Raw genomic sequence first — 26,437 nt, 5'->3', positions numbered from 1 at the left:
TCAGGAGGTCGGCGATGAAGTTTCTAAACGGCGCCATGCTGCGCACGCTGCAGTTCGGATCGATGGCGCTTGCAACCGGTGCGCTGGTGGCATGCGGTGGGGGAAGCGGGAGTGGCGGTCCACCCGTCGGCACGGTGAGCGGTACGGCCGCTGTAGGCGCGGCGCTCGCTAACGCGAGCATTACGCTGAGCTGCAAGAACGGCTCGGGCAGTGCGACGTCTGACGCCAGCGGCGTGTATTCGGCGACTTTTGCGTTCGACGGTCCCTGCACGATTACGGCGACCGGCGGCGGGATCACGATTCACTCATTTGCGGCGGGCGCGGGGACATTCAATGTGACACCGCTGACCGAATTGTTGCTGGACTATATCGCGGGGCAACTGGGCACGACGGTTAGCGGCTTGCTTTCGGGGATCTCGTCTAACGCGTCGTTCCAGAGTGCGCTGTCGAATGGCACCGTGATTGCAAACGCTCAGGCTGCGGTGGCGAAGCTGATCAACGACACGTACGCGATCGAGCTTTCTTCCTCTTCTTTCCTGACGGTTTCGTTTACCTCGAGTGGTGCGGATGCGGACCTCGACACGTTGCTGGCAGCGGACGCGATTACGGCTAACGGACAGCCGGTGGCTTCGTTGGTCTCGGCGGCGCAAGCGGCTGGGACTGCCGCGCCGATTTCAGGCGGGAATAACGGCGGCGGTGCGACAGGTGGCACCGGCGGCAGTGGCGGAACGGGCACCACGACAAAGTAGGCCTGTTGTGCCGACCGCAACGCCGTGCCGTCGTTTCGCGTCGTCATGGCGGGCATCTCCGCTCGACTTCACGCACGCCGGCACTGCGTCCGCCGGCACGGGCGACAGGTCATCGGCCTCCATCAGATCGCGCTTGAGCGGGGTCTGTTCGGGGCGATGCTGCCAGGATGAGGAAGATTTGATGTCTTGTTCGGTCAAGAATGTGACCCCATCCGCCGCGCGCGTCCGCTGCGCGCTTCGAGCGACTACACTCAACCCTGGTCTTTCGAGAGTGCGTTTCCCGGGCGAACTTCAGCTCTCGATTTTTGGCTTGCCGCTCCCCGGCGGCAGGTTCTTTTTGCGGCTCCCTTCAATATCGGACGGCATGAAAGACGTCGAGGGACTGCCGTCGGCCTTCGGGCGGACGAAAGACGATCATTTCAGTGGAAAATCATGCGACGCTTTCGAGGAAAGCATGCAGCTACCGAACGTGCACAATTTCATCAAAGACTGGCAACACGGCGTCACCTACAACATCTGCGCCTATCGCAAACTTTCACGTCAGGAGATGACGCGTGCGATGCAAGTCTTCATACAGCAACAGGGTGAGCATCAACCGAAGCAAGGAACCGTCGTGAAGATCTTTTCCCTGGTCGGGCTTGGCGACGAGTAGCCACGATGAAGCTTCACCTGTCGATTGACAGAGATTGGGCAAGTCCACCAGCACGCGTGCAACAGCACGCCTCGCAATGAATTCGAGGCACGTCCCGGCAAGATAATCCGTGTCGACGACGTCGTCTAATCGAACATTGACAGCAGATCCGCGATGCTCGTGTCAGGCAGCCGCTTGGCAACCATGTCCCAGAAGATCACATCGTGCATCGCGTTGGCATCTTCGGCCGTTTTCCAAACTCGCGCGCCGACGATGGAATCGGCCGTTTCGCGTGCCGCGGATACAACTGTCTGAATGTCTTGTTTGTGCATGAACCCGTTAACGGTCGCGCGCATCGATTTTTTAGTCTCATGCGCAATCGTTTGCTAAAAATTTTAATATTCACCCCGCCCCCGCCTGCAACGCTGCGTGGGCAACGAACGAACCGAACATGGCGTGTCACCTGATGCAAGCGCTTTGGGCGCAAGGTGGCGGGAAACGCCGCTCCAGACAATGCTGGCAAGTCGCAAATAGACCTTTGCTGAACAGAGAACAGAGTAAACTATCGCACATGTCGAAAAAAACACCAAAAAGCCGCCATTTGGCGGTTGGTTCGGCTTCACAGTGCTAATTAATCCGCAAGGCCCCGCAGGTTTGATGCCAACAGTCTGAACGACGCCTGGCCCCACCCCCGAGCGCAAGATTCCCTCGTGACGGAGAAGCGGGATTGCTCGCAAGGTCTCACAGCAATAATAATGTGCGGATAACCGTATCCCTGAACGTATTCTGTGGCCGTCTCTTTGAAACCGGCGCAAGGCCGTTGCTCCAATGCGTAGATGGACAATGATGTGCGTGAGCACGGCCTTTGCACACGCATATTCTCAGCCACCGGGCGAAATTTTACCTCTTCCGAGGTGCCATACCGCTTTGCGGCGGTTATCGGAAAACTTCTGTCTGAAAAGACCAACCATTGGACGCTGCTTCACGGGTGACGCTGAAGCGTCCAGCTCCGGGGTGTTAGAGGGCGTTTGAAAACTATTCCTGGATGTGATTTAAATGCGGGACGTGAAAAAACATCAGGATCGCCTGGTAACTTTGGAAAGGAAGACGAAACGCTACCCCACCGACATGATCGACATCGAGTGGACCGCGAGCAGCAGATTGCTGCCGCGTGCAGCTTCGTGCGGCGGTCCTGGTCAATGAGATTTGCGCGAGGAGATTAATGCGTTGCGCTGCCTGGTGCGAGCGCGAGCGGGATGGGGCTGGCGAATGCCATCAAAGGACTTCCCGCCGTGGCGGACCGTGTACTGGTTTCGCAGGCTGACGCGCCGGTTCCTGTGCGCACGTTGCGCGGCGTCGTTCCGATGTTTGACCGGAATTGGCAGACCGTCAGCACTGCCCGGGTGCCGGGGTGATTGACAGTCAGACGGTGAAGGCGCCATTGGCGCGGCAGCGAGGCTGCGATGCGGGCCGCATCGGCGATCTTTCATCACTTTCTGCAATATATTTGCCTTACCAGATATTTTCTCCCGCATTAATCCATCTGCCGATATCTGGAAAGGTCATTAGCACAGCATATAAAATATTGAACTGTACATTTTGGCTTGATTCGTTGAAAGTCGTAGTGACGCATTCGAAAATCTACAGGTCACGGGGTCATATCAAAAGCCCGGCAAACTGCCCATTGTCTTGCCGCTCAGTGTCCTCAGCAGCCAATGTGTTGGCTAATTCGGCCATGAAATACTGTCAACGGAAGCATATGTATAGCATGTTCCAATAAGAAAAAGACAGAGCCTTGAGGAGAAGGCTTTGCAGACCACACATTTCCGGGGAAAAATAAAATGGACTTGGTACATACTCTGCCGCGCAACTCGCGGCAAAGTGCCGTGCCGGCGCAAACGACTACCCTGACTCGCGTCGACATCGCGCTGTTTAATGGATTCGCATTGCCTTCGGTCGCAGCAATCGTCGAGATCTTCCAGAAGGCAAACTCGCTTGTCGCCGCGCGGCGCTCGGGCCATGCACGTTACGACGTCTCGCTGCTTTCCGCCGCAGGTGGGCGCATCGCCAGTTCGTCATCGGTATTTGTCTGGACCGGGGACGTCCAGTCTCACCGGGGCACGAATGACACGCACCTATTGTTCATTGCAGGCGGAGCAGGTGCAAAACAGGCCTGCCGCGACGAGCGGTTGAGCAACTGGCTGCGCCAGAGGCATCCATTCAACCAGATCGTGCATCCGATCGCGGAAGGTCAACTGCTATTGCAGGCAGCTGGACTGCCCAGCCGTTATTGCCCGCTTCTTTATGGTGGGAATGAAGCGCAGCGCATGCATCCGTCGTGGCTGCTGACAGAAGCGCCGAGCGCCGTGGCCACGGCGCTGCGCATCGTCGAAGAGGATCTGGGGTGCGATCTGGCACAACAGGTTGCCGAGTCCATCGCGCCACAACCCAAAACGCCTTTTAGCTATGCGGTCTCGCGTGGTGGGGCGCCGCAGGTCAGCGAGAAGGTCCTGGCGTCGGCACGCTGGCTGGAAGCGAACGTCGATCGTGCCATTTCAATCGACGATGCAGCGCAGGTCGCGTCGATGAGCGAGCGCAACTTCCTGCGTCGCTTCAAGAGCGAGATCGGCATGACGCCCTCCGATTATCTGCTTCGCGCACGTTTGCACATGAGTTGCCGCATGCTCGTCGAGTCGAATCTGCCGGTCGACAAGATCGCGCGCCGCTGCGGTATCGGCAGCGGCGGCCAGCTATCGAAGCTGTTCAGGAAATATCTGGCGACGACACCGACGGACTATCGGATGCGCAACCAGGTGGCGCCGTAACGCGTCAGACGCAGCGGCCGGATCAACAGCCCCGGGCTGAGCCGGGGGAGCACGGAATGAAGCTGTTGATGCAAGTCACGCCGAAACGTAAAGCGGAAGCCGGCGGCACATCGCCGCCGGAAAATGATCATGACCGTCGCCGTGCCGGCACCGCAGCATTGAAGCCATCACTAGCAACAGCTTCCCGGGTATTACGGAACTGCCGTGTCGCCAGCGGTTAGCTACCGACCCTTCTGAACTTGGCATTGACGGTTTCACCTATTGCGCACCATGTGTGGAACTGCTGGCGTTTTTTTGCGCCTCCGACGCTGATCTGTATCTCCATCACGCTAGCCCGTAGCTCGACGGGTTCGGCGAAGAATTGACCGACGAACGGGTCGCTGTTGATCAAACCGAGCAATTCCACACGCTGTTTTCCGAAGTTCTCCCCCATCGTCTCGAGCGCCTGCCGGAACGCCTCCTGGCATTCTGGCCGCTGCAGGCTATCCCAGAGGGCGCCGTCATGTTGGTAGGTCGACGGCGCAAACTACCGGGGACAAGTGCGGGCACCCGCTACGTTGGACTTGTTGTTCAGGTCGTCGTGGAATTCCCATATCGGGTTGTTTGTATCCGTCCAGTTCGCCATCTTATGCATTTCAATTAAGCAATCGTGCGTACGCTGCGGATTTGGAAAAAAATGGAAGCAATAACATTAAAATAGCCAGTTTTAATGAAATTAATTTGAAATATATTCCGTATTGAAGATATTGACTTCCCAATGCGGAATATTTGGCACAATGCGGCCACGAGGGAATTGATCGTAGCCGCCAACATGTTGGTCAATTCAGCCATCGAAATACGTTGCGAACCGTCCTTATGTAGGATCGCGTTTAACAATTAAGCCGCTTCAAAGCAGGCTGCAACGCGCAACTAATTCCCGGGGAAAATCAGATGGAGTGCTCTTCAGTCCTTTACAGCAATGACGCTATGCGGCGCCAGGTTTCGCCAGGGACTGGCACTGTGAAGCGTATTGGCATCGTTCTGTTTGGCGGCTTTGCTCTTCCGGAGACTGCAGCGGTCGTGGAGGTATTCCAGTCGGTGAAGCTGCTAACCGAGGGCGAACGGCGTGACGCAGTGCGTTACGACGTCAGTTTGCTGTCGGTAACAGGAGGGAGGATCGTCAGCTCGTCATCGGTGTTCGTCTGGACCGAAGGCATCGATGTGCGGCGCGATCAGGAGCGCTTTCACGCGTTGTTTATTGCGGGCGGCGCGGGGGTCAACGATGCGCTACGCGATGAACGCTTGATTGCCTGGCTGCGTCGGATGCATCCGCGCGCCGACCTGGTGTTCCCGATCGGCGAAGGACAATTGCTGCTAGATGGCGCTGGATTCAGACTGGCCCCCACGATCAGGCGGCACGCCGTATATATCGATGAAATCATGCGGCTAGGCGTGGGCAACGGAGACGGTTCATCGGCCGCCGTTGCCAGCCCGTTGCAAACGGCCATCGCACTGGTCGAAGAGGATTTTGGCAGCGAAATCGCGCGTCAGGTCGCTGACTGGGTCGCACCATCCGCAGACACGCGGTTTACCGCGATTGTGCGCAAGAACGCTTCGGTCGGTGTGAGCGAGAATGTCAAGGCGTCGGCAAAGTGGCTGGAGGCGAACGCCCATCGGCCGATCTCGATCGATGACGCGGCGCAGATTGCCTGCATGAGCGAGCGTAATTTCCTGCGGCGTTTCAAGATCGAAATGGGCGTAACGCCGTCCGACTATTTGCTATACGTGCGGCTTGATATGAGCTGCCGCCTTCTTGTCGAAACCACCCTGCCGGTCGATAAGGTGGCGCGTCACTGTGGCATTGGATGCGGCGGGCGGCTCGCCAAGCTTTTTCGCAAGCATCTGGCGACCACACCTACCGAATATCGCGTCAGCAAACGGTCTTGAGAGACTGATAACGATGACCGTATTTCGGGCATTGTTCAATTCGGCATTGTGACCGGGTTGGGGACAATTCCATATCAATGGACATGAAAGCGATGCTGAATTTTCACGGGATTTACGTTAAATTTATTGCCAATGATGTTAGCTATTGTGATGGAACCTGTTTTTGCCGTGCCGCATTGAGATTAGCCGGCACAATCCGGATCGACTTCCCTGGCGAATTATCTGCATCAGTGGCGAATCGTTAAGCGGCATGACTGGCGCACGCCGAAGAATTGTAAAAACGGGGTTTACGTGCAAATCAGGCGCGGCGCGCAAACGCTCGTCTGAGAAAGAATCGCTAAACTGACGCAGTGGTTGTGGCCCATCGTGGAAGCAAGCTCGGCGGGGAGGGCTGGGCGGCGCGCCAAGAATTCGTCAATCAGCTCCGGTTCAGCCAAAACCCGAATCGCTTTCGCCACACGCGGTTAGGTCGGTAACTGACGCCTTATGCGCGCGCCTGCCCGCATTGATCGGGATTGGCGACAACGATCGTTGAACCTCAATAGTTATCACGAACGACTGGTGGCTGGCTCAAGCGCCGGTCTTCGCACAGCTTGCTTATGCGCGTCGCCGTCGACCGCGGGTTGTCGGGCTATCGACGTGGAGCAGGAGAGGCGATCCACGACCGCCAATCGATCACGTCAAGGATATTCGGAGTTCTTATGCTGAAAGTTACCAAGGCTGTGTTTCCCGTAGCGGGTCTTGGCACCCGATTTCTTCCTGCTACAAAGGCGAGCCCGAAAGAGATGCTGCCGATCGTCGACAAGCCGCTGATTCAGTACGCGGTCGAAGAGGCCATGGCGGCCGGCATCACCGAAATGATTTTCGTCACTGGCCGCAGCAAGCGCGCGATCGAGGATCACTTCGACAAGTCCTACGAGATCGAGGCCGAACTGGAAGCGCGCGGCAAGGACAAGCTGCTCGAACTGGTGCGCAGCATCAAGCCGAGCCATGTCGATTGCTTTTACGTGCGTCAGTCGGAGGCGCTCGGCCTCGGCCACGCGGTGCTGTGCGCAGAAAAGCTGGTCGGTGACAACCCGTTCGCGGTCATTCTCGCGGACGATCTTCTGCACGGCACACCGCCGGTCATGAGGCAGATGATCGAAGCGTTCGATCACTACCATAGCTCAATGATAGGCGTTGAGGAAATCCCGTCGCAGGATACCGGCTCGTATGGCGTTATCGATGGATCGGAATGGGGGGACTCGATCATCAGGATGGCGGGCATCGTTGAAAAGCCTGAGCCGAATGTGGCGCCTTCGAACCTGGGTGTAGTGGGGCGATACGTGCTGAAGCCGCGAATTTTCAAGCATCTGCGCGCCATCAAGGCCGGCGCCGGTGGGGAACTTCAGTTGACGGATGCGATCCAGTCGCTGCTTGCCGATGAACAGGTGCTGGCATACAAGTACCACGGCACACGCTTTGACTGCGGTAGCAAGCTGGGTTATCTGAAGGCCACGGTGGAATTTGCGTTACGGCATCCTGAGGTACGTTCCGAATTCCGTGCGTACCTTGAGAAACATCTATCTCTCCTGCAGATGTGAATTGCCATAATCGCGGGTGGCCGGGCGCCTTTGTCACCGCGAAATCCCGAGCCCCTAATCGAAAAAGGAAGTAACGAGCGACTGCGCCAGCTTATGAAGGGCCATCCTGATGGGCAATCCTTCCGAGGCAAACCAGGGTCCTACGCGAGGAAATTCCAACTGTTGAAAACGTCCGGCGAAGAGGGCGATCTCGGTACGTCCCGTACCGATGGACAACCTCATTGCGCGGCTCGCGCCGGCGCAATTCCAGCAGAACGGTGCCGAAGTTCGAGAAGGATTGAGCAGATGCACGACGACATCCGCGCCGTTCGCCTCCCGGTCGTGAGCGATTTCCCACGACACCCGTCCGCGGGCGTCAGGTAGTCTCTTGATCCACGCTTCAACGACCAATGGATCGTACCCCCAGAGCCGTAGGCTCGCGCGTATGCAAGTGGTGGGTGATAGCGTGTCCAGATCGCCTGGTTGAACGTGGGCCTGCATGAAGTTTCCTTCCCTGGGCATGACGCTTGAATCCATTTGTTGAGTGGTGACCGCAATTGTGCAGACTGATCGAATCAAATCGTGCCGTAGATTGCCGGAGATCATGCGACTGGCCCTGGCTGCGGATAGTGACGAGTCTCTATTTGACTGGATCAACAAATAATCCATTGGGCCGGTCAAAGCGAAGTTTCCAGCATGTCAAAGTGTTCGCCGACGTTTACGAGCAAAAACAGTGTAGGTCGGCTGGGTCATTGCCGACGGAGGCCGGCAGAATTTGTCCAGCTTTTGACGCAGCCAGCCAACATTCCAATGCCCATCGTTCATGCGTGGGTTGGTGGCATATGCAAAGGGATGAGCAATACCGTATCAGTCGCGTAGGACAGCAAATTTCACTATAAGACATCCGGCCGTCCCGCACCGGCCCGCGGCTATTTCCGCAGTTGTGCCTGTCTGCTCGCGTGCAGGGGCCATCCGTGGCCGACAACTTATTATCCTATTCGGTCATCCAATGACCTTATGCGTATCGATTGTGTACGATTGTCGCGGCTTGGAAACGGCTCAAATCCAGCTGTAGGAGGCCACTTATTTTGGGGGACAGTGGGATGGCAGTCTTTTTTGCCCGCCGTAATCGCTATGCGACTCAGACCCAGATATTTCAGGACGATCGCGCGAAAAAACGTATAGGCATTGCACTGTTCAATGGATTTTCACTGCCGGAGGCAGCCACCGTAGTGGAGATTTTCCAGTCTGCCAATGCGCTCTGTCTGTCCACGCGTATGAGCGGCCCATGTTACGACGTTCATCTCCTCTCGATGGACGGAGGCAGAATAGCGAGTTCGTCATCGGTATTCGTTTGCACAGACACCATCAAATCGGGTGGTCGCACGGACGAATTCCATGCGCTTTTCATTGCTGCGGGCGCCGGTGTCCACAGTATGCTGAGTGAGGAACGTCTGGTCGCCTGGCTGCATCGACTCGACTTGCGCAGCGAACGGATTTTTCCAATCGCCGAAAAACGCTTACTACTGGACGACACCAGGTCCTCCGATATAAGCCGGAAATTGCGCCGCAGCGAAGGTGCTCATGCGGTTGCATGGAACGGGTTAAAGGCGCCCGTCTCCCAACGAACAAGTACTCCGTTGCGAGCTGCACTAGCAATGATCGAAGAAGATTTCGGCGCAGAAGCCGCACGCGAAATCGCGAGCTCCCTGCAGTTGCGTTTTGAGGCGCAGCTTAGCTCCGTTCAAAAAAAGAACATGTTTAGCGCCGTAAGTGAAAAAATACAGTCATCGGCACAATGGTTGGAAATGAACTGCGGCAGGGCGATTACGATTGAAGAGGCAGCGCAATTCGTCGCGATGAGTGAACGAAATTTCTTGCGTCGCTTCAAGATGGAAATGGGTGTGACGCCGTCCGACTACCTTCTGTATGTGCGAGTTGACAAATGCTGCCGTCTTCTTTTTGAAACCGACCTTCCAGTCGACAAGATCGCCCGGCGGTGCGGAATGGGAAGTGGCGGACAGCTTTCGAAAGTATTTCGCAAATACCTGGGAGCAACGCCAACGGAGTATCGTGCAAGCAAGCGATCTTTTAGCTAGGCGTGCCGCCAGCTTCTACAGGAGACTATTTCCGGGTGCGGTGGTCGAATGATAGGCGGTCGAATCGACAGGTGCGTGTCCGGCCATGCAAAGGAATTGCCCTCAATAGACTTCCGCCGTGCTGAAGCTTGTACCTGCTGCATCGCGCGTGGACGTGATTGGAGCTTCGTCCAGATCCCAGGAAATCGCGATATCAGGATCGTCCCACTGCAATGTGCGCTCATGCTCGACAAAGCCACGCTCGGTTGTCTTGCAGAGTACCTCGGCGACATCCGACAATACCCGGAAACCATGCGCAAACCCTGGGGGGATCCATAACTGGCGACAGTTCGATGCCGATAGCCGCGCGCTGATCCAGCGCCCGAACGTGGGCGACCAGCGTCGCAAGTCGACCGCCACATCGAACACTTCACCGTTTACTACTCGTACCAGTTTTCCTTGCGGGCGTTGAATCTGATAATGAAGACCGCACAGCACATTATGGAGAGACACCGAGTGGCGCTCCTGCACGAACCGGTAGCCGCGCGCCACACGTTCCTCGAATTCGTCCTGATCGAAGCTGTCAAACGAAACGCCTCGCATGTCCGAGAGAATGCATGGCTCAATCAGCTTGACATCGCGGATTTCTGTGTGTTTAACCTGAATTGCCATCTGTGAAGGATAAGATGAAAAAAGTGAAATACGTCGTGCCGCCCCGCCTGTTTCCAAACAATTCCGGTCGGATTGAACTGCGTATCGCAAGATGTTGCGCAAGAACGTTCATCTCCAGGTCTCTGGATGGTACAGCGGTGAACTTGGCCTTTAGCGCCAAAAGATTGGTGCGATACGCCAGCTATCATCCAATCACTATTGGACTCACAGTTCAGTTGGCGTCAGAGTGCACATCTATGTCGGAATAGGGTCGCGCTATTCAGCGACGATACACTTCTCTCAGGCTTCCGGAGGCGGTCCTCGGAATATCCGGGAGCTTTTTTTGAACCGACACGATGTGTCGGTTTTTTTTCTTGGTTGCAGCGCCCGGTAGGATCAGGAAACCTAGTTGTTAAATCATGTGGCAAATATATGGCAATCGTTCTTCCGATTCTTTCCAGATTGTGTCTAGGCTGGACGCTGGTCTATTTGATCTTCAGCTTACTTTCCGCTTTGAGGGTCGGGAGGCGGCACTATCAATGGGCAATCTTTCTCGAGTTTCAGCCGCGGCGTGCACGCGGCCCTTGGGAAGTTGCAAGAGCCAGGTTGATCATGCGAATGATGCTGTGCACATTTTTTGTGGTGCCGGTGGGCATTGCATCTTTTATCGCGTGTGTCTTCATGTGCTAGATCTGCCAGGCTTGCTCCTTCGGAGCATCGCCAACCTCATCAACGTAGACCGCTATGGCCCGGCGTCACCCAGGCGTTCTGTCCCAGTTCATAAAAGGCGCCATGTGCCCAGAAAACCGGGCACGATCGGCCAAGGCGTTGGCGTAAGTTGCCACGGTAGCCTGCTCATGTTTGACAACTCGGTTTGCATCGTCGTAGCCGTGCGTGACTGATGCACGACGTCGGGACACGCATTGAGCCATTTCCACACGTCGCGCGCGAATGGGCTAAAGCGCCAACATGTTGGCGTTTTCCGTCAGTCGCATTATGCCGGAAGTCGGCCCGGATATGATGCACCGCAACTGAAGTCGAGATGGGTTTTTGCATGGGCAAGAAGCAGTAATAGCGTTTTGTATTAAGGCCGTCGCAGCACATTTACCGCCGGGTTTTAAAAAGAACGAGCGAGTTTCATTGTAGGTAAATGACGCACTTTCTCAGCTCTTTTCGGAAAAGCGTGATTCCGGTGGAGATCGCCAGGTAGGGCGGCGCGCCATTCAGAGCGCAGTAATTGCTGGTTCTGTTTGAACTGCAAATAGGAGTAGAGATGAGTCATACGTCAGTGGGTGAGGCGGAAGTTGCCTGCGGTGAAAGCGAGGTCGTCCGGACGGAAAAGAGTACCGCTGCATTGGCCACGCGACTCGTACCTGTTGTGCTGGCGGGCGGGGCTGGTTCGCGACTGTGGCCCATGTCACGCGAACACTATCCGAAACAACTGATCGACGTGCTGGGATCCGATTCGCTGCTACAAGCCACCGTGCAGCGGATGGAAGGCTTCCGCGCCGATGGAAGCATGGTTAGCGCGCCGATTATCGTGTGCGGGGACGAACACCGCTTCGTCACGTCGGAGCAACTCCGCGCGAGGGGAATCGATGCGCGCATCGTGGTCGAGCCGGCGCGGCGCGATACTGCGCCGGCGCTGACGATCGCCGCAGCGGATTTGTGCTCGGAGGGCGACGACGCGATCATTGTTGCAATGCCGGCGGATCACGCGATCGAGAACCTCGTGGCTTTTCATTCAGCGATCGCAGTGGCGGTGCAGCATGCGCAGCGCGGCGCCATTGTGACACTGGGAGTGCCGCCGACGCGCCCCGACACGGGCTTTGGTTATATCAGGCTGGGTTCTGAGCTCGGCCGTGGTGCACATCGTATCGCGAGTTTCGTCGAAAAACCCGCAGCCGAATTGGCCGAGCAGTATCTCGCGTCGGGCCGGTACTGGTGGAACAGCGGCATATTCGCAGTGCGGGCGAGCGTGTGGCTTGCCATGCTCAGGATCATGCAACCGGTGATGCATGACGCGTGTGTATTGGCCCACGCACAGGGTACTCACGACGGCGCGTATTTCCGCCCAGGCGCGGACGCTTTCAAGTCTTCTCCGGCGGATTCGATTGATTATGCGGTGATGGAGCGTCTCGGATCGGACGAGCGGTTCGCGGACGGCGTGGTGGTACCGCTTGATGCAGGGTGGTCGGATCTTGGGTCATGGGATGCGGTGTGGGAAGCGCTCGATAAGGACGCGGACGGCAACGCCGCGCGCGGAAGGGTCGTGTTCGAAGGTACGACATCCAGCTTTGCCCACTCGCAGGGGCGCCTCATTGCATGTGTCGGCCTGACCAACGTGGTCGTTGTGGAGACCGACGACGCCGTGCTGGTCGCCGACCGCTCGCGCGTACAGGAAGTAAAGAGCGTGGTCAGCCGGATGAGAGCGCTGCAGGCACCCGAGGTCGACGCGCACCGGAAGGTACGGCGCCCATGGGGTTACTACGACTCGATCGATCACGGCGAACGTTTTCAGGTAAAGCGGATCGTCGTGAACCCGGGCGGCCGCCTGTCGTTGCAATTGCATCACCATCGCGCCGAGCACTGGATCGTGGTGAGTGGCACGGCGCTGGTGACACGCGGCAACGAGGAATTCATGCTCAGCGAGAACCAGTCGACCTTCATTCCACTGGGCGTGACGCATCGCCTGGAGAATCCGGGCAAGTTGCCGCTCGAACTCATCGAAGTGCAGTCCGGACCGTATCTTGGCGAAGACGACATCGTTCGTTTTGACGATACATACGGTCGCGCTTGACGCGCGGCGTATAAGCAATCCAACTTCAGGCGGGGAATCGCGAGATGCTCGGGATACGGGGGTTACTGGCGCGGCTTGTCGATGTGTCGCTCATTGTAGGCGGAGCCATGGTAGCGTCGCAAATCCGCTTTCAGGATCTGGGGCAGAGCTGGGGAGACGGGGCGTTCATTACCTTTTCCGTTGCTTTCGCGCTGGTGTCGTTTCCGGTCTTTGGCGTGTACGAGTCATGGCGCGGCCGTTCGATGCTGCGACTGGCGAGCCAGGTGTCGATTGCGTGGCTGGTGGTGCAGGTGTGCGGTCTGGTACTGATGTTCTCGCTGCATCGCACGGATTTCATCTCGCGCCTGTGGGTCGCCTACTGGACCGCGATCACGGGTGGTGCATTGATTGCGTCGCGGCTGTTGTTACATGCGGTGCTGCGTAGCGTGCGCTATGCCGGTCTGAATTTGCGCAACGTGGCCGTGCTCGGGGTCGGTGCCCATTGCCACGAAGTGGTGGGCAAACTGGTGGCATCCCCTGCCAGTGGTTTTCGCGCGTCCGCAGTGTTTAACACGGAGCCTGGCGGTGGCGCCGCCTGGAAAGGCGTGCCGCTGTTCGACGACTTTCCCACGTTTGCCGAGCATGTCCGGAGCCACGGCGTACAGGAAGTCTGGCTGGCTTTGCCGTTATCGGAAGCGTCGACCATGCTGCACTTCGTCAACGAGTTCCGTAACGATCTCGTGAACATCCGCTTCATTCCTGACGTGCGCAGCATGGCGTTATTCGAAGGCAGCGTGATCGACCTGATCGGAGCGCCGGCAATCAGCCTCGTGGCCTCGCCTTTGCCAGCACGCGCGATCGTGCAGAAGGAAATCTTCGATCGCCTGTTTGCGGCGCTCGCATTACTCGTCCTGATGCCGGTGCTGACGATTATCGCAGTGGTAGTGAAGTGTTCGTCACGCGGTCCAGTGTTTTTTACGCAATATCGGAAAGGGGCCGATGGCCGCGTGTTCAAGATCTATAAGTTCCGGACCATGCGTCCGCACGCTGAAAAGACCGGTGTGATCACCCAGGCCACGAAAGGCGACCCCCGCATCACCCGTGTGGGCGCGTTGTTGCGGCGCACGAGCCTTGACGAACTGCCGCAGTTTTTCAACGTGTTGCGTGGCGAAATGTCGGTGGTCGGCCCTCGCCCGCATGCGATCGAGCACGACGAGCTTTATCAGAAAGTCATCAACGGCTATATCCATCGCTATCGGATCAAACCGGGTATTACGGGGTGGGCGCAGGTAAATGGATTCCGCGGTGAGACGGACCGGATCGAGAAGATGCAAATGCGGGTCGAGCATGACCTTTACTACTTGCGCAACTGGTCGTTCGCGCTGGATATGCGAATTGTCATGACAACCGTGGCCAGGGGACTGGTTAGCAGCAACGCGTACTAGCGATCCAGACACGCAGCCAGGGGTTGCTCAAGTTCCGGAATTGACGCCGCGGCCCGTTCATGACGACCGTCGGCTCGCGCGGGAGCTGCGTGACTGATTCCTCCAGGTCTGGCATATACCCGGCGAAGCGTAGCTGCGGAAAGCATTTGAATGCGGATCTGTACGCGCATTCGCTAATCCGGGAAATGGCTTTCCGTCATTGCTGGGCAGAAAGTCGATTGCGACATAAAAGAAGAGCTGACCGAAATTCAAGGAATATCTGATGGGCTTTTTGGGGAAGTGTAGTGGAGACGGAGCGAGACGTCTTGTTCGCCGCTGTACTCGTGCGCTGTTGAGCAGCGCCGCAAGTGCCGCGCTGTCGGCTTGCGCTGTCGCTCCTGGCATGCGGATGATTACTCCGGCGACATTGCCAGTCGCAAACGGGAATTCAGAGGTGCCGCCGATCGAGATGCAGATTCCGATTACCGATATCAATATCGCCTTAACGGAAAGGATGCGCGAGGCAGATGCGCGGGAGAACGTGCAACAACTGCATGAACTGGCGAGTAAGCCCGAGCCGTACACGCTGGGTGCGGGCGACGTGCTGCAGATCACGGTATGGGATCACCCTGAGCTGATGGCGGCGTTGGGCACGCAGACGCAGACGAACAACCGTCCCTATGATCCGGCTCAGGGGTTCGTGATCGACAGCAACGGCGATGTGCAGATGCCGTACGCAGGCAACGTTCATGTTGCCGGTCTGCGTGTCGATCAAAGCCAGCAGGTGGTGTACGCGGCATTGAGCAAGGTATTCGTGCGTCCGCAGGTGACGGTTCGTGTGGCCTCGTTTCGCGCCAAGCAGGTGTATGTGGACGGGGAGGTGCGCGCACCCGGCGCTGTTCCGATTAACGACGTGCCACTGACGCTGTTCGAAGCCATCAGCCGGGCCGGCGACTTCAATACGACGGCCGATCAAAGCCGGATGGTTCTCGTGCGGGACGGCCTGTCGTATCAGCTGAATCTCTCGAGCATGCTCTCGAACAGTCAGAACCCCTCAAAAATTCTGTTGAGAAACGGCGACTTGCTGCGTGTCGTTTCTCGCGATGACAACGGTGTCTATGTGATGGGTGAGGTCAACAAGCCTGTCACCGCCATTCCGATGAAGAGCGGCAAGCTGACATTGAGCGACGCGCTGTCGCAAGCCGGCAGCGTGAATACCGCGAGTGCCGACGCAGCGCAGCTCTATGTGATTCGCGGTGCATCCGGCACGACGCCGCAGATATTTCATCTCGATGCGCACTCGCCAGTCGCCATGGTGCTGGCGAATCAATTCGAGTTGCAGCCCAGGGACGTGGTGTATGTGGATGGTAACGGTCTGGTTCGCTTCAGCCGCGTGCTGAATCTGCTGCTGCCCGCCATCAATGCAGGCCTGACCGGCGCGGTCGTGACGAAATGATAGACAACATCCTTGTTGTATGTGAAGGAAACGTCTGCCGAAGTCCGATGGCGCAAGGGTTGTTCGCAAAGCAGTTGCCCGGCGTCCGCGTGATGTCCGCCGGCTGGGCCGCGCTCGTCGGCCGCCGCGCGGATCCCATCGCTGTCGCATTGATGGCAGAGCGTGGGATTGACATCGCAAGCCATCTTGCCGCGAACCTGAGCCTGCTCCACATACGCTCGGCGGAACTGGTTCTGTCGATGACGCAGGAACAGCGCAGAAGGATCGAAACGAACTATCCGTTCGCGAAGGGAAAGGTCTATCGCCTCGGCGAGCACGAGGGCACGGACGTATTGGACCCATACCGCAAAGGACGCGCGGCCTTCGAAATGGCCATGACGCAGATCGAGCGCGGTGTGGCGCACTGGCTCGACGCAATGATTCGATTGACTCACTAATTTATGGCATCCGTAAACAAAAATCGATTCATCGATTCGTCGGACGGTGACGAAATACATCTCTCCGACTATCTTTCCGTCGTTGCGGAGAGCTGGAAGCTGATCGTTGCGATCGCAGCGACCGTATTGATAATCGGGACTCTCTATGCGTTTATCGCAAGGCCGGTGTATCGCGCGGACGCGATGATCCAGGTCGAGGACAGCGCCAATGCTACCAAGGACGCGCTGGGCGAACTGGCCTCCATCTTCGACACCAAGCAGACCGCCGACGCGGAGATCGAGCTGATCCGCTCGCGACTCGTGGTCGGCCAGACAGTGCAATCACTGCACCTCGATATCAGCGCTCAGCCGCGTTATTTCCCACTGGTCGGCGCCATACTGGCACGGCATGCCGGCGACAACCAGTTGACGCCGCCGCTATTCGGCCTGGTGCGCTTCGCGTGGGGCGGCGAGAAGATCGACGTATCGCTATTCGATGTGCCGCATGACCGATACGACGTGAGATACACATTGGTGGCGCGCGGCGGTGACAAATTCGATCTGCTCGATCCTGATGGCGACGTTGTTCTTCACGGACAGGTGGGCAGCGTCGCCCACGGCAGCGATCCAGCGGGCCCGGTTGAATTGCGGGTAGCGCGTCTCGAGGCGAGACCAGGCACACACTTCATTCTCAGCCGCGCCTCCACGCTCCTCACGATCGATCAGTTGCAGAATGCACTCGTCATCGCCGAGAAAACCAAGCAATCCGGCGTGATAGGTGTCTCGCTCGATGGCGCGGACAGCAGGCGCACCGCCGAGATCATCAATACGATTGCCGCAACCTATGTCCAGCAGAACATCGACCGGAAGTCCGCCGAAGCGGAGCACACGCTCAGCTTTCTGGACCAGCAACTGCCGCAACTGCGCACACAGCTCGATCAGGCGGAGGATCGCTATAACGCATTTCGCAACCAGAAGGGAACAGTCGATCTGACCGAGGAAAGCCGCCTGCTGCTGCAGCAGATAGTCGACAGCAAAACCAAACTCGTCGATCTGCAGCAACAGCAGATAGAGATGGCGCAGCGTTTTACACCATCGCACCCTGGGGTGGTGGCATTGGATGCGCAGATCGCCTCGCTCGAAGAGCAACAGACCCAGTTGAACAAGCGCGTGTCGACTTTGCCGGACACGGAGCAATCCGCCCTGCGCCTGCTGCGTGATGTGCGTGTCAACACGGAGTTGTACACGAATCTGTTGGACAGCGCACAGCAGTTGCGGATCGTCAAGGCCGGACAGGTCGGGAACGTCCGCGTGGTTGACCGCGCCGTCGCGGGCGAGGTGCCGGTCAAGCCCAAACGGGCGCTGGTGGTTGTGCTGGCGGCAGTGTTGGGGCTTATTGCGGGGACAGCAGCGGCGTTCGTCAAAAATGCATTGTTCGGCGGCGTGGAAAACAGCGAAGAAATCGAACAGGCGCTGGGCTTGCCGGTCTACGCGGCGGTGCCGCACAGTGAAACGCAGGTGCGTCTGTATCAAGCCATGCGGCGTGGCCGCTCCGGTCATCACGTGCTTGCCTCGATTGCCTCGCATGACGTCGCCATTGAAGGGATCCGAAGTCTGCGCACCGCGCTGCAGTTCGGCTTGCTCGATGCTGCCAATAACATAATCGTCATTGCCGGTCCGCGTCCCGAGGTCGGGAAGTCCTTCATGTCGGTGAATCTCGCGGCCGTGCTCGCGAGCGGCGGCAAGCGCATCCTGTTGATCGATGCCGATATGCGGCGCGGCGACTTGCACGGCTATTTCGGCGTGTCCAGAGAGCCGGGACTTTCGGATGTCATCGCGGGATTGGACATCAGCGGTGCGGTGCTGCGTGACGTATTGCCGAATCTGGATGTTTTACCGAAGGGCCTATTACCGCCGAATCCCGCCGAGCTGCTGATGAGCGAGCGCTTTAAAACGGTGCTTGAGCAGGTCTCGAGTCTTTACGACATCGTCATTGTCGATACACCGCCGTTGCTGGCGGTGACCGATGCGGCGCTGATCGGTAAGAACGCAGGTACGACCTTACTGGTGGTACGTCATGGCCGTCATCCCATGGCGGAGATTCTGGAATGCACCAACCGTCTGCGTAATGTCGGCGTCGCCCTGAAGGGCGTGCTGATTACCGATGTGCCGCAGAGACGTCTTGGCTATGGCACGTATTACTACAGTTACGAAAGCAACGCGAAATAACCGTCACCAGACCCGAGCAAAGGCGCGAGGGTGTTCTCGGCGCATCGATTACGAGGAGTACGACACCATGAGTCACAAAGTTGCCTTGATTACCGGCGTTACAGGTCAGGACGGCTCGTACCTTGCGGAATTACTGTTAAGCAAGGGCTATGAAGTTCACGGCATAAAGCGCCGTTCGTCGCTGTTCAATACGGAACGAATCGATCACCTGTACCAGGAGCCGCATGCGTCCGATCGCCGCTTCGTCCTGCACCACGGCGATCTGACCGATTCGACGAGCCTCGTGCGGATCATCCAACGCGCGCAGCCCGACGAGATTTATAACCTCGGGGCACAAAGCCACGTCGCGGTCTCATTCGAGGAGCCGGAGTATACGGCGAACGTCGACGGTGTCGGCGCACTGCGCATTCTCGAGGCGATCAGGATTCTCGGCCTCGAAAAGAAGACGCGCTTCTATCAGGCCTCGACGTCTGAACTCTATGGATTGGTTCAGGAAATCCCCCAAAAGGAAACCACGCCTTTCTACCCACGTAGTCCGTATGCGGTAGCCAAGCTGTACGCGTACTGGATCACGGTCAACTACCGCGAGGCGTATGGCATCTACGCGTGCAACGGCATTCTGTTCAATCACGAGTCCCCGGTGCGCGGCGAGACCTTTGTGACGCGCAAGATCACGCGGGCGATCTCCCGCATTGCAACAGGCCTGCAGGAGTGTCTGTACCTCGGCAACATGTCCGCGCTGCGGGACTGGGGCCACGCGCGCGACTACGTCGAGATGCAATGGTTGATGCTGCAACAGGAACAGCCCGAAGACTTTGTGATTGCCACCGGCGTGCAGTACAGCGTGCGTCAGTTCGTTGAGCAGGCCGCTGCGGAACTGGGGATCCATTTGCGCTTTGAGGGATCGGGCGTCGACGAGGTGGGCATTGTCGAGCGTGTCGTAGGGGGAGACACGAAAGTAGTGCGGGGTGACGTGATCGTGCGTGTGGATCCGCGCTATTTCCGCCCGGCCGAGGTGGAAACGTTGCTGGGTGATCCCACCAGGGCGCACGAAAAGTTGGGCTGGAAACCGGCTACGTCGTTCGAATCACTGGTCACGGAAATGGTGCGCGCCGACTATCAGGTCGCGAAGCGGGATGCGTTGGTGACGCTGGCGGGTTTCAAGACATTTGAGTACAACGAGTGAGTACCATGGACAAGAACGCCCGAATCTTCGTCGCTGGGCACCGTGGGATGGTCGGCTCGGCGTTGCTGCGCAATCTCGCTTCACGTGGCTACGGCAATGTCGTGACGCGCAGCCGCGCCGATCTCGACTTGACTGACCAGGCTGCTGTCGAACGATTCTTTCGCGACGAGGCGATCGACGTGGTCATACTGGCTGCCGCCAAGGTGGGCGGCATCCTGGCTAACGAGACTTATCCAGCGGACTTTCTGTATCTGAACCTGATCATCGAAGCCAACGTGATTCATTCGGCTTTTCGTGCAGGCATTCAGCGGCTGGGGTTCCTCGGTTCCTCGTGCATTTATCCGCGGGAAGCGCCGCAGCCGATCAAGGAGGACTACCTGCTGAGCGGCCCGCTGGAAAGTACCAATGAGCCTTACGCCATTGCAAAGATCGCGGGTATCAAGCTTTGCGAGGCTTTCAATCGGCAGTTCGGCACGCAGTACGTCTCGTTGATGCCGACCAATCTCTATGGACCGAACGACAATTACGACCTGAAAACGAGTCACGTGCTGCCGGCGTTGCTGCGCAAGGCCCACGAAGCGAAAGTGAGCGGCGCGAGCAAGCTTGCGGTGTGGGGAACAGGCCGTGCGCGCCGGGAGTTCCTGCACGTCGACGACATGGCGGATGCGGTGATATTCATGCTCGAACGTGGTATTGGGGAGGGGTGGTACAACGTCGGCTGCGGTGCGGACGTCACAATCGAGGAACTGGCCCGTGCCGCGATGCATGTGGTTGGCTTTGACGGCGACATCGAATTCGACGTCAGCAAACCTGACGGCACGCCGCAAAAACTACTCGACGTCAGCAAGCTGGCAGAGCTCGGCTGGAGCGCGAAGATCGGCCTGCAGGAAGGGCTGGCCGCGACCTACGATGACTTCTTGCAGCATCACGAAACGCAAGCCCTGAAATGGGCCTGAGCGCCTCCGGCAATCAATGAAACTGATGCGATTCGACGAAGGCAGCGTGACCTGGGTCTTTGGACAACAGGCTGTGTCGCGCCTGTTGGTGGCGTTCAAATTCTTCCTGCTTGCGCGATTGTTGGGACCGCAATCCATCGGTCTGATCGCGGCTTGCCTGATGGCCTTGTCGATAGCGGAGTCGTTGACCGAGATGGGCATGAGCCATGCGCTGATCCAGCGGCGGGAACTACTGGATCAGCGCAGCCTTGACGCACTATGGACCGCGACCGCGCTGCGCGGCTTGTTGCTGACCGTTGTTCTGTTCGCCGCCTCCGGCCTGATTGCGCGCTTAATGAGCATCCCGGAGGGCACCACCGTTCTGCGGATGGTCGCGCTGGTTCCGTTCGCGAGATGCATCGCCAGCGTGCGTGTCGTCATCGCGCAGCGGGAACGGCGGTTTCGGACGGTCGCGTTGTTGACGACCACCTTCGTCATGGCTGATTTCGTGATGTCCGCTGTGGCCGCGCTGACCTACCACGAGGTGGTATGGGTGCTCGCGGCCTTGCCGCTGTCGGAGTTTCTGAAGGCCATCGCCTCGCACATCGCTTTCAGGACGAAGCCCAGGCTGAATTTCGACACCAGGCCATTGGGCGAGGTCATGGAATTCGGTCGCTGGGTTTGGGCGAGCAGCTTGCTCACCATCATTGTGAATCAGTTAGACCGGATCATCACGGTCAAGACATTCGGCGTGCAGACTTTGGGCCTGTATCAGACTGCAAGTCGCCTTGCGCAATTCGGCGTGGCGGATTTTGGCATCGCGATGAGTCAGTACCTTTTCCCGAACTTTTCCGAACTGGCGCGTCGGGACAAAAGCCGCGCCGCGCATTACGCATTGGCGCTGTTCAGTCAGTTGGGGACAATCGCACTCGTGGTCGCGACGTTTCTCTGCGTCGCCGCCCGCGACATCATCCAGCTGGCGCTCGGTGCGCAATGGAGCGGGGCTGTGCCGTTTTTCCGCATCTTCGTTTATCTGATGGCGGCCGGTGTGCTGGTCGGCTTGCTGACCTCCTACTTGCGCGGCACGGGGAGGCCGAGCCGGGTAACCCGGGGCACGGTGGCGCAGTTGCTCTGCCTGCTGGTTTCGTCGGCGATTCTGGTGCCGTGGCTCGGTTCCATCGGTGTCGCGTTCGCTGCGACGATTTCGGTGTTTGTCTGTATGACGTTGATGCTATGGGACGTTCTTTCGGACGGCCGCGACCAGATCCGGGAGTTGCGTCCGCTCGCCACAGTGGGCGTGCCGGTGGCGGCGTTGATCGCGATCCTGGGCGAAGTGTTCTCGACACTGCCGTACCACGCCGTCGGACTCGGCTTCGTCTGTGCGGCCGCTTTAGTGTTGCCACTACAACGGCTGCGGGCCGGTATTTCACTGACTGTCTAGAGAGAGAACGTTATGCGCATCATGCACGTGGTGCTGACGCCGCGGCATTCCGGAGCCGAAATGCTCGCCGCCACCCTGGCGGAGGTGCACACGACCGCGAAAGTCGGGGTCGCCGGCGTCATCGGGATCAACCCTTGCGAGGTTGCCTTCCGGCCGGTCTGGACGAAACTGCAAGAGACGGGCGTCTGGTGCGCGTCGCCCGCACGCTTGCTGGGACGCGTGGAACGGCTTCGTTTTATTCGCGCGTCGTTGCGCGACTTTCGTCCCGACGTCATTGTGGCGCATTCGGTCATCCCGGCGGCATATGCACGCGTGGCGACAAAATTGACGGTAGCGGCGATCCCGGTCGTCACCGTCATGCATGCGGCTACCAACGACGACTACGCCGGTGGGCTGCTCAGACTGAGTGAGCGCATTCTCAAGCGGGATGCGGCGGCGGTGGTTACCGTCACCGACACAGCCGCACACAATTATCGATTGCGATGTGGCATGCCTCGCCGGCTTCTGACAATTCCGAACGGCACTGAACTTGAACGCTTCGCATTCGATGAAAACGCGAGACGCCGGTTGCGAGCCGAATTCGAGGTTGACGATAGCGTGTCGGTGGTGCTTCAGGTCGGGCGCCTGTCGCCGGCGAAGAATCAGGCCGCTAGCGTGCTGGCGCTGAAAGACATGTTGCATGCAGGCCAGTCCGCTGAACTGTGGCTGGCCGGTTTGACAGAGGACGCATCCTACGGCGACATGCTGAAGCGATTGGTGGCGCAGCATCGTTTGTCCGGCAACGTGCGATTTCTGGGGAGCCGCCCCGACGTTGCGGCACTGCTTGGCGCGGCGGACGTGTACGTCATGCCTTCGGAGCGCGAGGCACACAGTGTCGCGATGATCGAGGCGCTCGCGAGCGGTGTGCCGATTGTCGCTTCGACCATTCGCGTCTTTGAGTTCGCCACGCGTTTCTCCGGCGTCGCGACAGTCGATCCGGCAAGTCATCGGGATTATGCGGCGGCTATCACGGAGGTACTTGCGCAAGGACGGATTCGCCATCGGCGCGATCTGAGCGCCTATTCGATCGCGCACGTCGCGGAACGTTATGCCGCGCTATTCGGGGACGTCACGTTGCGTTCGCGACTGGATGCCGGCACGGCCCTGGAAGGTGGGAAATGACGAGGCTGCTGCTGGTGGAACCCGAGGCAAGCGGGCACCGTATGGTGCTGTATGTCCGTCTGATGGCTCAAGAGGCGCTCCGGCGTGGATGGAAAGTCACGCTAATGACGACCGGGTCCGCACTCGCTCACTCAGCGACGCAAAGCGTGATGTCGGCTCTGGCATCCGGTCTGGGCATTACAACCATGCCGGAGATTCCGCGAGAAACCCGCTATGGAAAGCTCCAGCTGTTGTTCGGCCAGCGCGCTTACCTGCGTGCTTTCGAACAGGCTTACCGCGAGTACCGTAAGACCAACGCGGTTGATTTCGTCTATGTCCCCTACCTCAATTACGTCGACAAGATTGTCGGATTGCATGGCTCGCCTTTTGGCACGACACCCTTCGGCGGCATGATCCTTGCCGCGAAGTTTCATCATCACGCGTGCGGTATCGCAGGGCCGCGGGGGAAGCTCGATGTCGTCAATCGGGTGTTGTTTCAGAGGTTGCTGAGCCTTCGGGCGCTGGCGCTCGCTACGACGATAGATGAACCCTTACCGAAGTACGTTACACAGAACATGCCCGCATTGGCGCCGAAGATCAGATATGTACCGGATGTCTCGTTCATCAGCAAACCTGCGCAAAGGGAGACCGCTCGACGGGCACTGGGGTTGGAGGAAGACCACTTCGTTATCGCGTCCTACGGCTCGCTTAGTCCGAGAAAAGGCGTTGCCCGGTTATTGAGCATGTTTTCGGCGGCAGATCTTCCCGGGCACTTCCGGCTCGTGCTGGCCGGCGTACAGGATGCCGAAGCCGAGCGCCTGGTCCAGTCCTTTATGGCACAGGCAGGGCCGCGCCGCTCGCAGGTGATCGTGGTGAACAGGTTCTGTTCCGAGCTTGAAGAAGGTTGGGTATTCTCGGCCGCCGATGCAATGTGGCTGTGTTATGAAAACTTTAGTGGAATGAGCGGCGTGCTGATCCAGTCGGCTCAAGCCGGGGTGCCGGTGATCACCTCGAATTACGGTCTTATCGACCACAATCGGGAGAAAAACTCGCTCGGCCTGCGGTGGGACGATCTTCTACTCGCGCCGCCGCCAGCGCCGTGCTTTGACTGGGGAAAATTGGAGACGATTATGCATTCCATCCAGGGTTCGTCTCAACTCGCTCAATTCGCGCGTCAGCACAACCCTGAAAATTTCGGATGCAATGTGATGGATGCGATTAGCCAGGTTCATCGGACGGAGGGCCGCGCGTGACTATTGTTAGCCTGATGCGCCCGTTGCGGGGCTCGCGTGCCGGCTCACCGCATGCCATGCGCGGACCGCGCGAGCGCGGCGCAGCCAGGCGCCCTCGCGTCGCTATCGTGTACCACTTTTTCCCGCATTACCGCAAAGGCGTTCTCGATGCAATCAGTCGGGACGATTTTGATGTGACGTTCTTTGGCGACCCGGTGGAGCGATATCAGGGCATCCCCGCGCTCCATTTCGACGCCGACACCGATTTCAGACCGGCCGCTGTCAAGGTGCTCAATGACGTCTCGTTCCAGTGGGCCGCGGTACATGCGGCTTTATCGAGCGAGTTCGACGTATTGGTGTTGCTTGCCAATCCGAACTTCCTTACGACCTGGCTGGCGGCGGCGCTCGGGCGCTTGACCGGCAAGCGTGTGATTTTTTGGGGGCACGGATTCCTGTCGGCCGATCGATCCTTGAAAAATCACGTCCGGCGTATCTTTTTCTCGCTTGGACATGCGCAATATCTGTACGGCTACCGGGCGAAATGCATTGCGGAAGATTTTGGATTCCGCTCCAGGAACCTCTATGTCGGATTCAACAGCCTCGACTACCAGTCCCAGTTGCGTACACGCCGTGAATTGCTGGCGCGCCCGGAGGCGCCGCGACAACCGTTTGAAATCCGCATTCTCGGCGTGTCGAGATTAACTGACAAGTGCGCATACGACGTCCTGATGTATGCGGTGTCATTGGCACAGGAAACGTCGGCGTGGCGATTCAGGCTGACGTTGATAGGAGGCGGCCCGGCGGAGAGCAGTCTTAAGGCGCTGGCCAAGCAATTGAAGCTGGACATCGACTTCGTGGGTGAGCTGTACGACGAGGAGGCGGTAGCCGTTCACATATTCGATTCCGATGTCGTCGTATCGCCCGGGAAAGTCGGCTTGACCGCCATGCACTCGCTCATGTTCGGTACGCCGGTCATCAGCCACTCCCATATGGATCGACAGATGCCTGAAGCAGAAGCGGTCGCACACGGTTTCTCGGGAATGCTGTTCCGGTACGGGGACGTGGCTGACCTGTCGAGGTGTTTGATTTCAATTCCCGAAGTATTTGGTGACCGACGTCAGACCCGGGAGAACTGCTTCAGGATCATTGACGAAATATACAATCCTTATAGGCAATGCCAGGTGCTCTCGGATGCAATCCATGGCAAAGCGGCGGGGCAGGGTAATGACATGCAAGTCCTCTGTGGAGGTGCATATGAAGGCCGATCTTAGAGCCGCCATGCGCGGTGTCAGAAGATTGTTCTGGCGGAAACTGCTCAGGCTCAACGACGTCCACCCCACGGTGCTATTCGGCGGATATGGCGATATCAGCCGGGATTTCCACGCGGGCGAATATGTCTACGTTGGACCGGGCTGCCGGATCAATCCAGGCGTTCGCGTCGGCAGTTATTCGCTGCTGGGGCCTAACGTGCAGATCGTGGGCAACGACCACGTCTTCGACCTCCCGGGCGTCCCGATCATCTTTAGCGGCCGACCTGCATTTCGTCCCACCCAGATCGGCAAGGACGTGTGGATTGGCGCCGGCGCGACCATTCTTTGCGGAACAACCATTGGTGACGGCGCGGTCATCGCTTCCGGGGCGGTCGTCACCCGTGATATTGAGCCGTTCACGGTGGTCGGCGGCGTTCCGGCGCGTCTGATCAGGCGACGCTTCCCGATTTTGAGGGATGAATTGATACACCGGAAAATGCTCGAAGCACCTGCTGTCCCGGGCGGAT

General features: G+C 58.2%; 22 protein-coding genes and 2 pseudogenes. 20 read left to right on the top strand and 4 right to left on the bottom strand.

What is annotated here, in order from left to right; genetic code table 11:
- The first annotated feature begins 14 nt into the window (after positions 1 to 14).
- Together BXE_RS41875 and BXE_RS47710 are read left to right on the top strand one after the other, a co-directional pair.
- Positions 15 to 749 carry a hypothetical protein gene (locus tag BXE_RS41875; protein ID WP_011494216.1) on the top strand — a complete coding sequence of 245 codons (735 nt, stop codon included), beginning with the start codon at positions 15 to 17 and terminating at the stop codon, positions 747 to 749.
- 181 nt (positions 750 to 930) lie between these two features.
- Entirely contained in the window at positions 931 to 1,401 is a 471-nt protein-coding gene (locus BXE_RS47710) for a hypothetical protein (protein WP_233518895.1), read from the top strand.
- 125 nt (positions 1,402 to 1,526) lie between these two features.
- Here the strand turns inward: BXE_RS47710 and BXE_RS41865 are convergent, their stop codons facing one another.
- Positions 1,527 to 1,712 carry a hypothetical protein gene (locus tag BXE_RS41865; protein ID WP_040123858.1) on the bottom strand — a complete coding sequence of 62 codons (186 nt, stop codon included), beginning with the start codon at positions 1,710 to 1,712 and terminating at the stop codon, positions 1,527 to 1,529.
- A gap of 724 nt (positions 1,713 to 2,436) precedes the next feature.
- On the opposite strand from BXE_RS41865, the pseudogene BXE_RS47705 reads away from it, so the two are divergent.
- The 3 genes and pseudogenes from BXE_RS47705 to BXE_RS46845 all read left to right on the top strand — a co-directional run.
- Positions 2,437 to 2,854: pseudogene (locus BXE_RS47705) on the top strand (transposase); the annotation flags it as partial.
- 367 nt (positions 2,855 to 3,221) lie between these two features.
- Positions 3,222 to 4,205: a GlxA family transcriptional regulator gene (locus BXE_RS41860; RefSeq protein WP_011494212.1), complete on the top strand. Its 984-nt coding sequence runs from the start codon at positions 3,222 to 3,224 to the stop codon at positions 4,203 to 4,205.
- A gap of 56 nt (positions 4,206 to 4,261) precedes the next feature.
- A complete protein-coding gene (locus BXE_RS46845) occupies positions 4,262 to 4,426 on the top strand; it encodes a hypothetical protein (RefSeq protein WP_158340975.1) in 165 nt (54 codons plus the stop codon).
- Here BXE_RS46845 and BXE_RS41855 read toward each other — a convergent pair.
- Positions 4,423 to 4,686 (bottom strand): LeoA/HP0731 family dynamin-like GTPase, encoded by a 264-nt coding sequence (locus tag BXE_RS41855; protein WP_158340979.1) that lies wholly within the window; start codon positions 4,684 to 4,686, stop codon positions 4,423 to 4,425. The genes BXE_RS46845 and BXE_RS41855 overlap by 4 nt on opposite strands.
- 449 nt (positions 4,687 to 5,135) lie before the next feature.
- Between BXE_RS41855 and BXE_RS41850 the strand changes: the two genes are divergently transcribed.
- Positions 5,136 to 6,131, top strand: coding sequence for a GlxA family transcriptional regulator (locus tag BXE_RS41850; protein WP_011494210.1), 996 nt, complete (start codon positions 5,136 to 5,138; stop codon positions 6,129 to 6,131).
- A gap of 701 nt (positions 6,132 to 6,832) precedes the next feature.
- Positions 6,833 to 7,714 carry a UTP--glucose-1-phosphate uridylyltransferase GalU gene (galU, locus tag BXE_RS41845; RefSeq protein WP_011494209.1) on the top strand — a complete coding sequence of 294 codons (882 nt, stop codon included), beginning with the start codon at positions 6,833 to 6,835 and terminating at the stop codon, positions 7,712 to 7,714.
- 54 nt (positions 7,715 to 7,768) lie between these two features.
- Here galU and BXE_RS41840 read toward each other — a convergent pair whose 3' ends face one another.
- A complete protein-coding gene (locus BXE_RS41840) occupies positions 7,769 to 8,299 on the bottom strand; it encodes a hypothetical protein (protein ID WP_148223124.1) in 531 nt (176 codons plus the stop codon).
- Between the two features lie 497 nt (positions 8,300 to 8,796).
- On the opposite strand from BXE_RS41840, the gene BXE_RS41835 reads away from it, so the two are divergent.
- Positions 8,797 to 9,792, top strand: coding sequence for a GlxA family transcriptional regulator (locus BXE_RS41835; protein WP_011494207.1), 996 nt, complete (start codon positions 8,797 to 8,799; stop codon positions 9,790 to 9,792).
- 102 nt (positions 9,793 to 9,894) lie between these two features.
- Here the strand turns inward: BXE_RS41835 and rfbC are convergent, their stop codons facing one another.
- Complete coding sequence (gene rfbC, locus BXE_RS41830) at positions 9,895 to 10,443, bottom strand: dTDP-4-dehydrorhamnose 3,5-epimerase (protein WP_011494206.1); 549 nt, start codon at positions 10,441 to 10,443, stop codon at positions 9,895 to 9,897.
- A gap of 1,252 nt (positions 10,444 to 11,695) precedes the next feature.
- On the opposite strand from rfbC, the gene BXE_RS41820 reads away from it, so the two are divergent.
- From BXE_RS41820 to BXE_RS48420, 12 genes and pseudogenes are all read left to right on the top strand, one after another.
- Positions 11,696 to 13,222, top strand: a complete 1,527-nt coding sequence (locus BXE_RS41820) for a mannose-1-phosphate guanylyltransferase/mannose-6-phosphate isomerase (protein WP_011494204.1) — start codon at positions 11,696 to 11,698, stop codon at positions 13,220 to 13,222.
- 44 nt (positions 13,223 to 13,266) lie between these two features.
- Positions 13,267 to 14,646 (top strand): undecaprenyl-phosphate glucose phosphotransferase, encoded by a 1,380-nt coding sequence (locus tag BXE_RS41815; protein ID WP_011494203.1) that lies wholly within the window; start codon positions 13,267 to 13,269, stop codon positions 14,644 to 14,646.
- Between the two features lie 388 nt (positions 14,647 to 15,034).
- On the top strand, positions 15,035 to 16,081 hold the full coding sequence (locus BXE_RS41810; RefSeq protein WP_011494202.1) for a polysaccharide biosynthesis/export family protein: 1,047 nt from the start codon (positions 15,035 to 15,037) through the stop codon (positions 16,079 to 16,081).
- Positions 16,078 to 16,518: a low molecular weight protein-tyrosine-phosphatase gene (locus BXE_RS41805; RefSeq protein ID WP_011494201.1), complete on the top strand. Its 441-nt coding sequence runs from the start codon at positions 16,078 to 16,080 to the stop codon at positions 16,516 to 16,518. Before BXE_RS41810 ends, BXE_RS41805 begins: the two co-directional genes overlap by 4 nt.
- 3 nt (positions 16,519 to 16,521) lie before the next feature.
- Complete coding sequence (locus BXE_RS41800; RefSeq protein WP_011494200.1) at positions 16,522 to 18,726, top strand: polysaccharide biosynthesis tyrosine autokinase; 2,205 nt, start codon at positions 16,522 to 16,524, stop codon at positions 18,724 to 18,726.
- A 67-nt stretch (positions 18,727 to 18,793) separates the two neighbouring features.
- Positions 18,794 to 19,912: a GDP-mannose 4,6-dehydratase gene (gmd, locus tag BXE_RS41795; protein ID WP_011494199.1), complete on the top strand. Its 1,119-nt coding sequence runs from the start codon at positions 18,794 to 18,796 to the stop codon at positions 19,910 to 19,912.
- A 5-nt stretch (positions 19,913 to 19,917) separates the two neighbouring features.
- Positions 19,918 to 20,868, top strand: coding sequence for a GDP-L-fucose synthase family protein (locus BXE_RS41790; RefSeq protein WP_011494198.1), 951 nt, complete (start codon positions 19,918 to 19,920; stop codon positions 20,866 to 20,868).
- 25 nt (positions 20,869 to 20,893) lie between these two features.
- A complete protein-coding gene (locus BXE_RS41785; RefSeq protein ID WP_148223123.1) occupies positions 20,894 to 22,288 on the top strand; it encodes an oligosaccharide flippase family protein in 1,395 nt (464 codons plus the stop codon).
- A gap of 60 nt (positions 22,289 to 22,348) precedes the next feature.
- A complete protein-coding gene (locus BXE_RS41780) occupies positions 22,349 to 23,449 on the top strand; it encodes a glycosyltransferase family 4 protein (protein ID WP_011494196.1) in 1,101 nt (366 codons plus the stop codon).
- Positions 23,446 to 24,681, top strand: coding sequence for a glycosyltransferase (locus BXE_RS41775; RefSeq protein ID WP_011494195.1), 1,236 nt, complete (start codon positions 23,446 to 23,448; stop codon positions 24,679 to 24,681). Before BXE_RS41780 ends, BXE_RS41775 begins: the two co-directional genes overlap by 4 nt.
- The gene (locus BXE_RS41770; RefSeq protein ID WP_011494194.1) at positions 24,678 to 25,931 is read left to right on the top strand and encodes a glycosyltransferase; all 1,254 of its coding nucleotides are present in this window, start codon (positions 24,678 to 24,680) and stop codon (positions 25,929 to 25,931) included. The genes BXE_RS41775 and BXE_RS41770 overlap by 4 nt, the downstream gene beginning before the upstream one ends.
- A 277-nt stretch (positions 25,932 to 26,208) precedes the next feature.
- Positions 26,209 to 26,373: pseudogene (locus tag BXE_RS48420) on the top strand (DapH/DapD/GlmU-related protein); the annotation flags it as partial.
- Positions 26,374 to 26,437: the final 64 nt, after the last annotated feature.

Source organism: Paraburkholderia xenovorans LB400 (assembly GCF_000013645.1).
Taxonomy (GTDB): Bacteria; Pseudomonadota; Gammaproteobacteria; order Burkholderiales; family Burkholderiaceae; genus Paraburkholderia; species Paraburkholderia xenovorans.
Note: the sequence above shows the minus strand (reverse complement) of the source record. Positions and strands in the feature narration are given on the sequence as shown.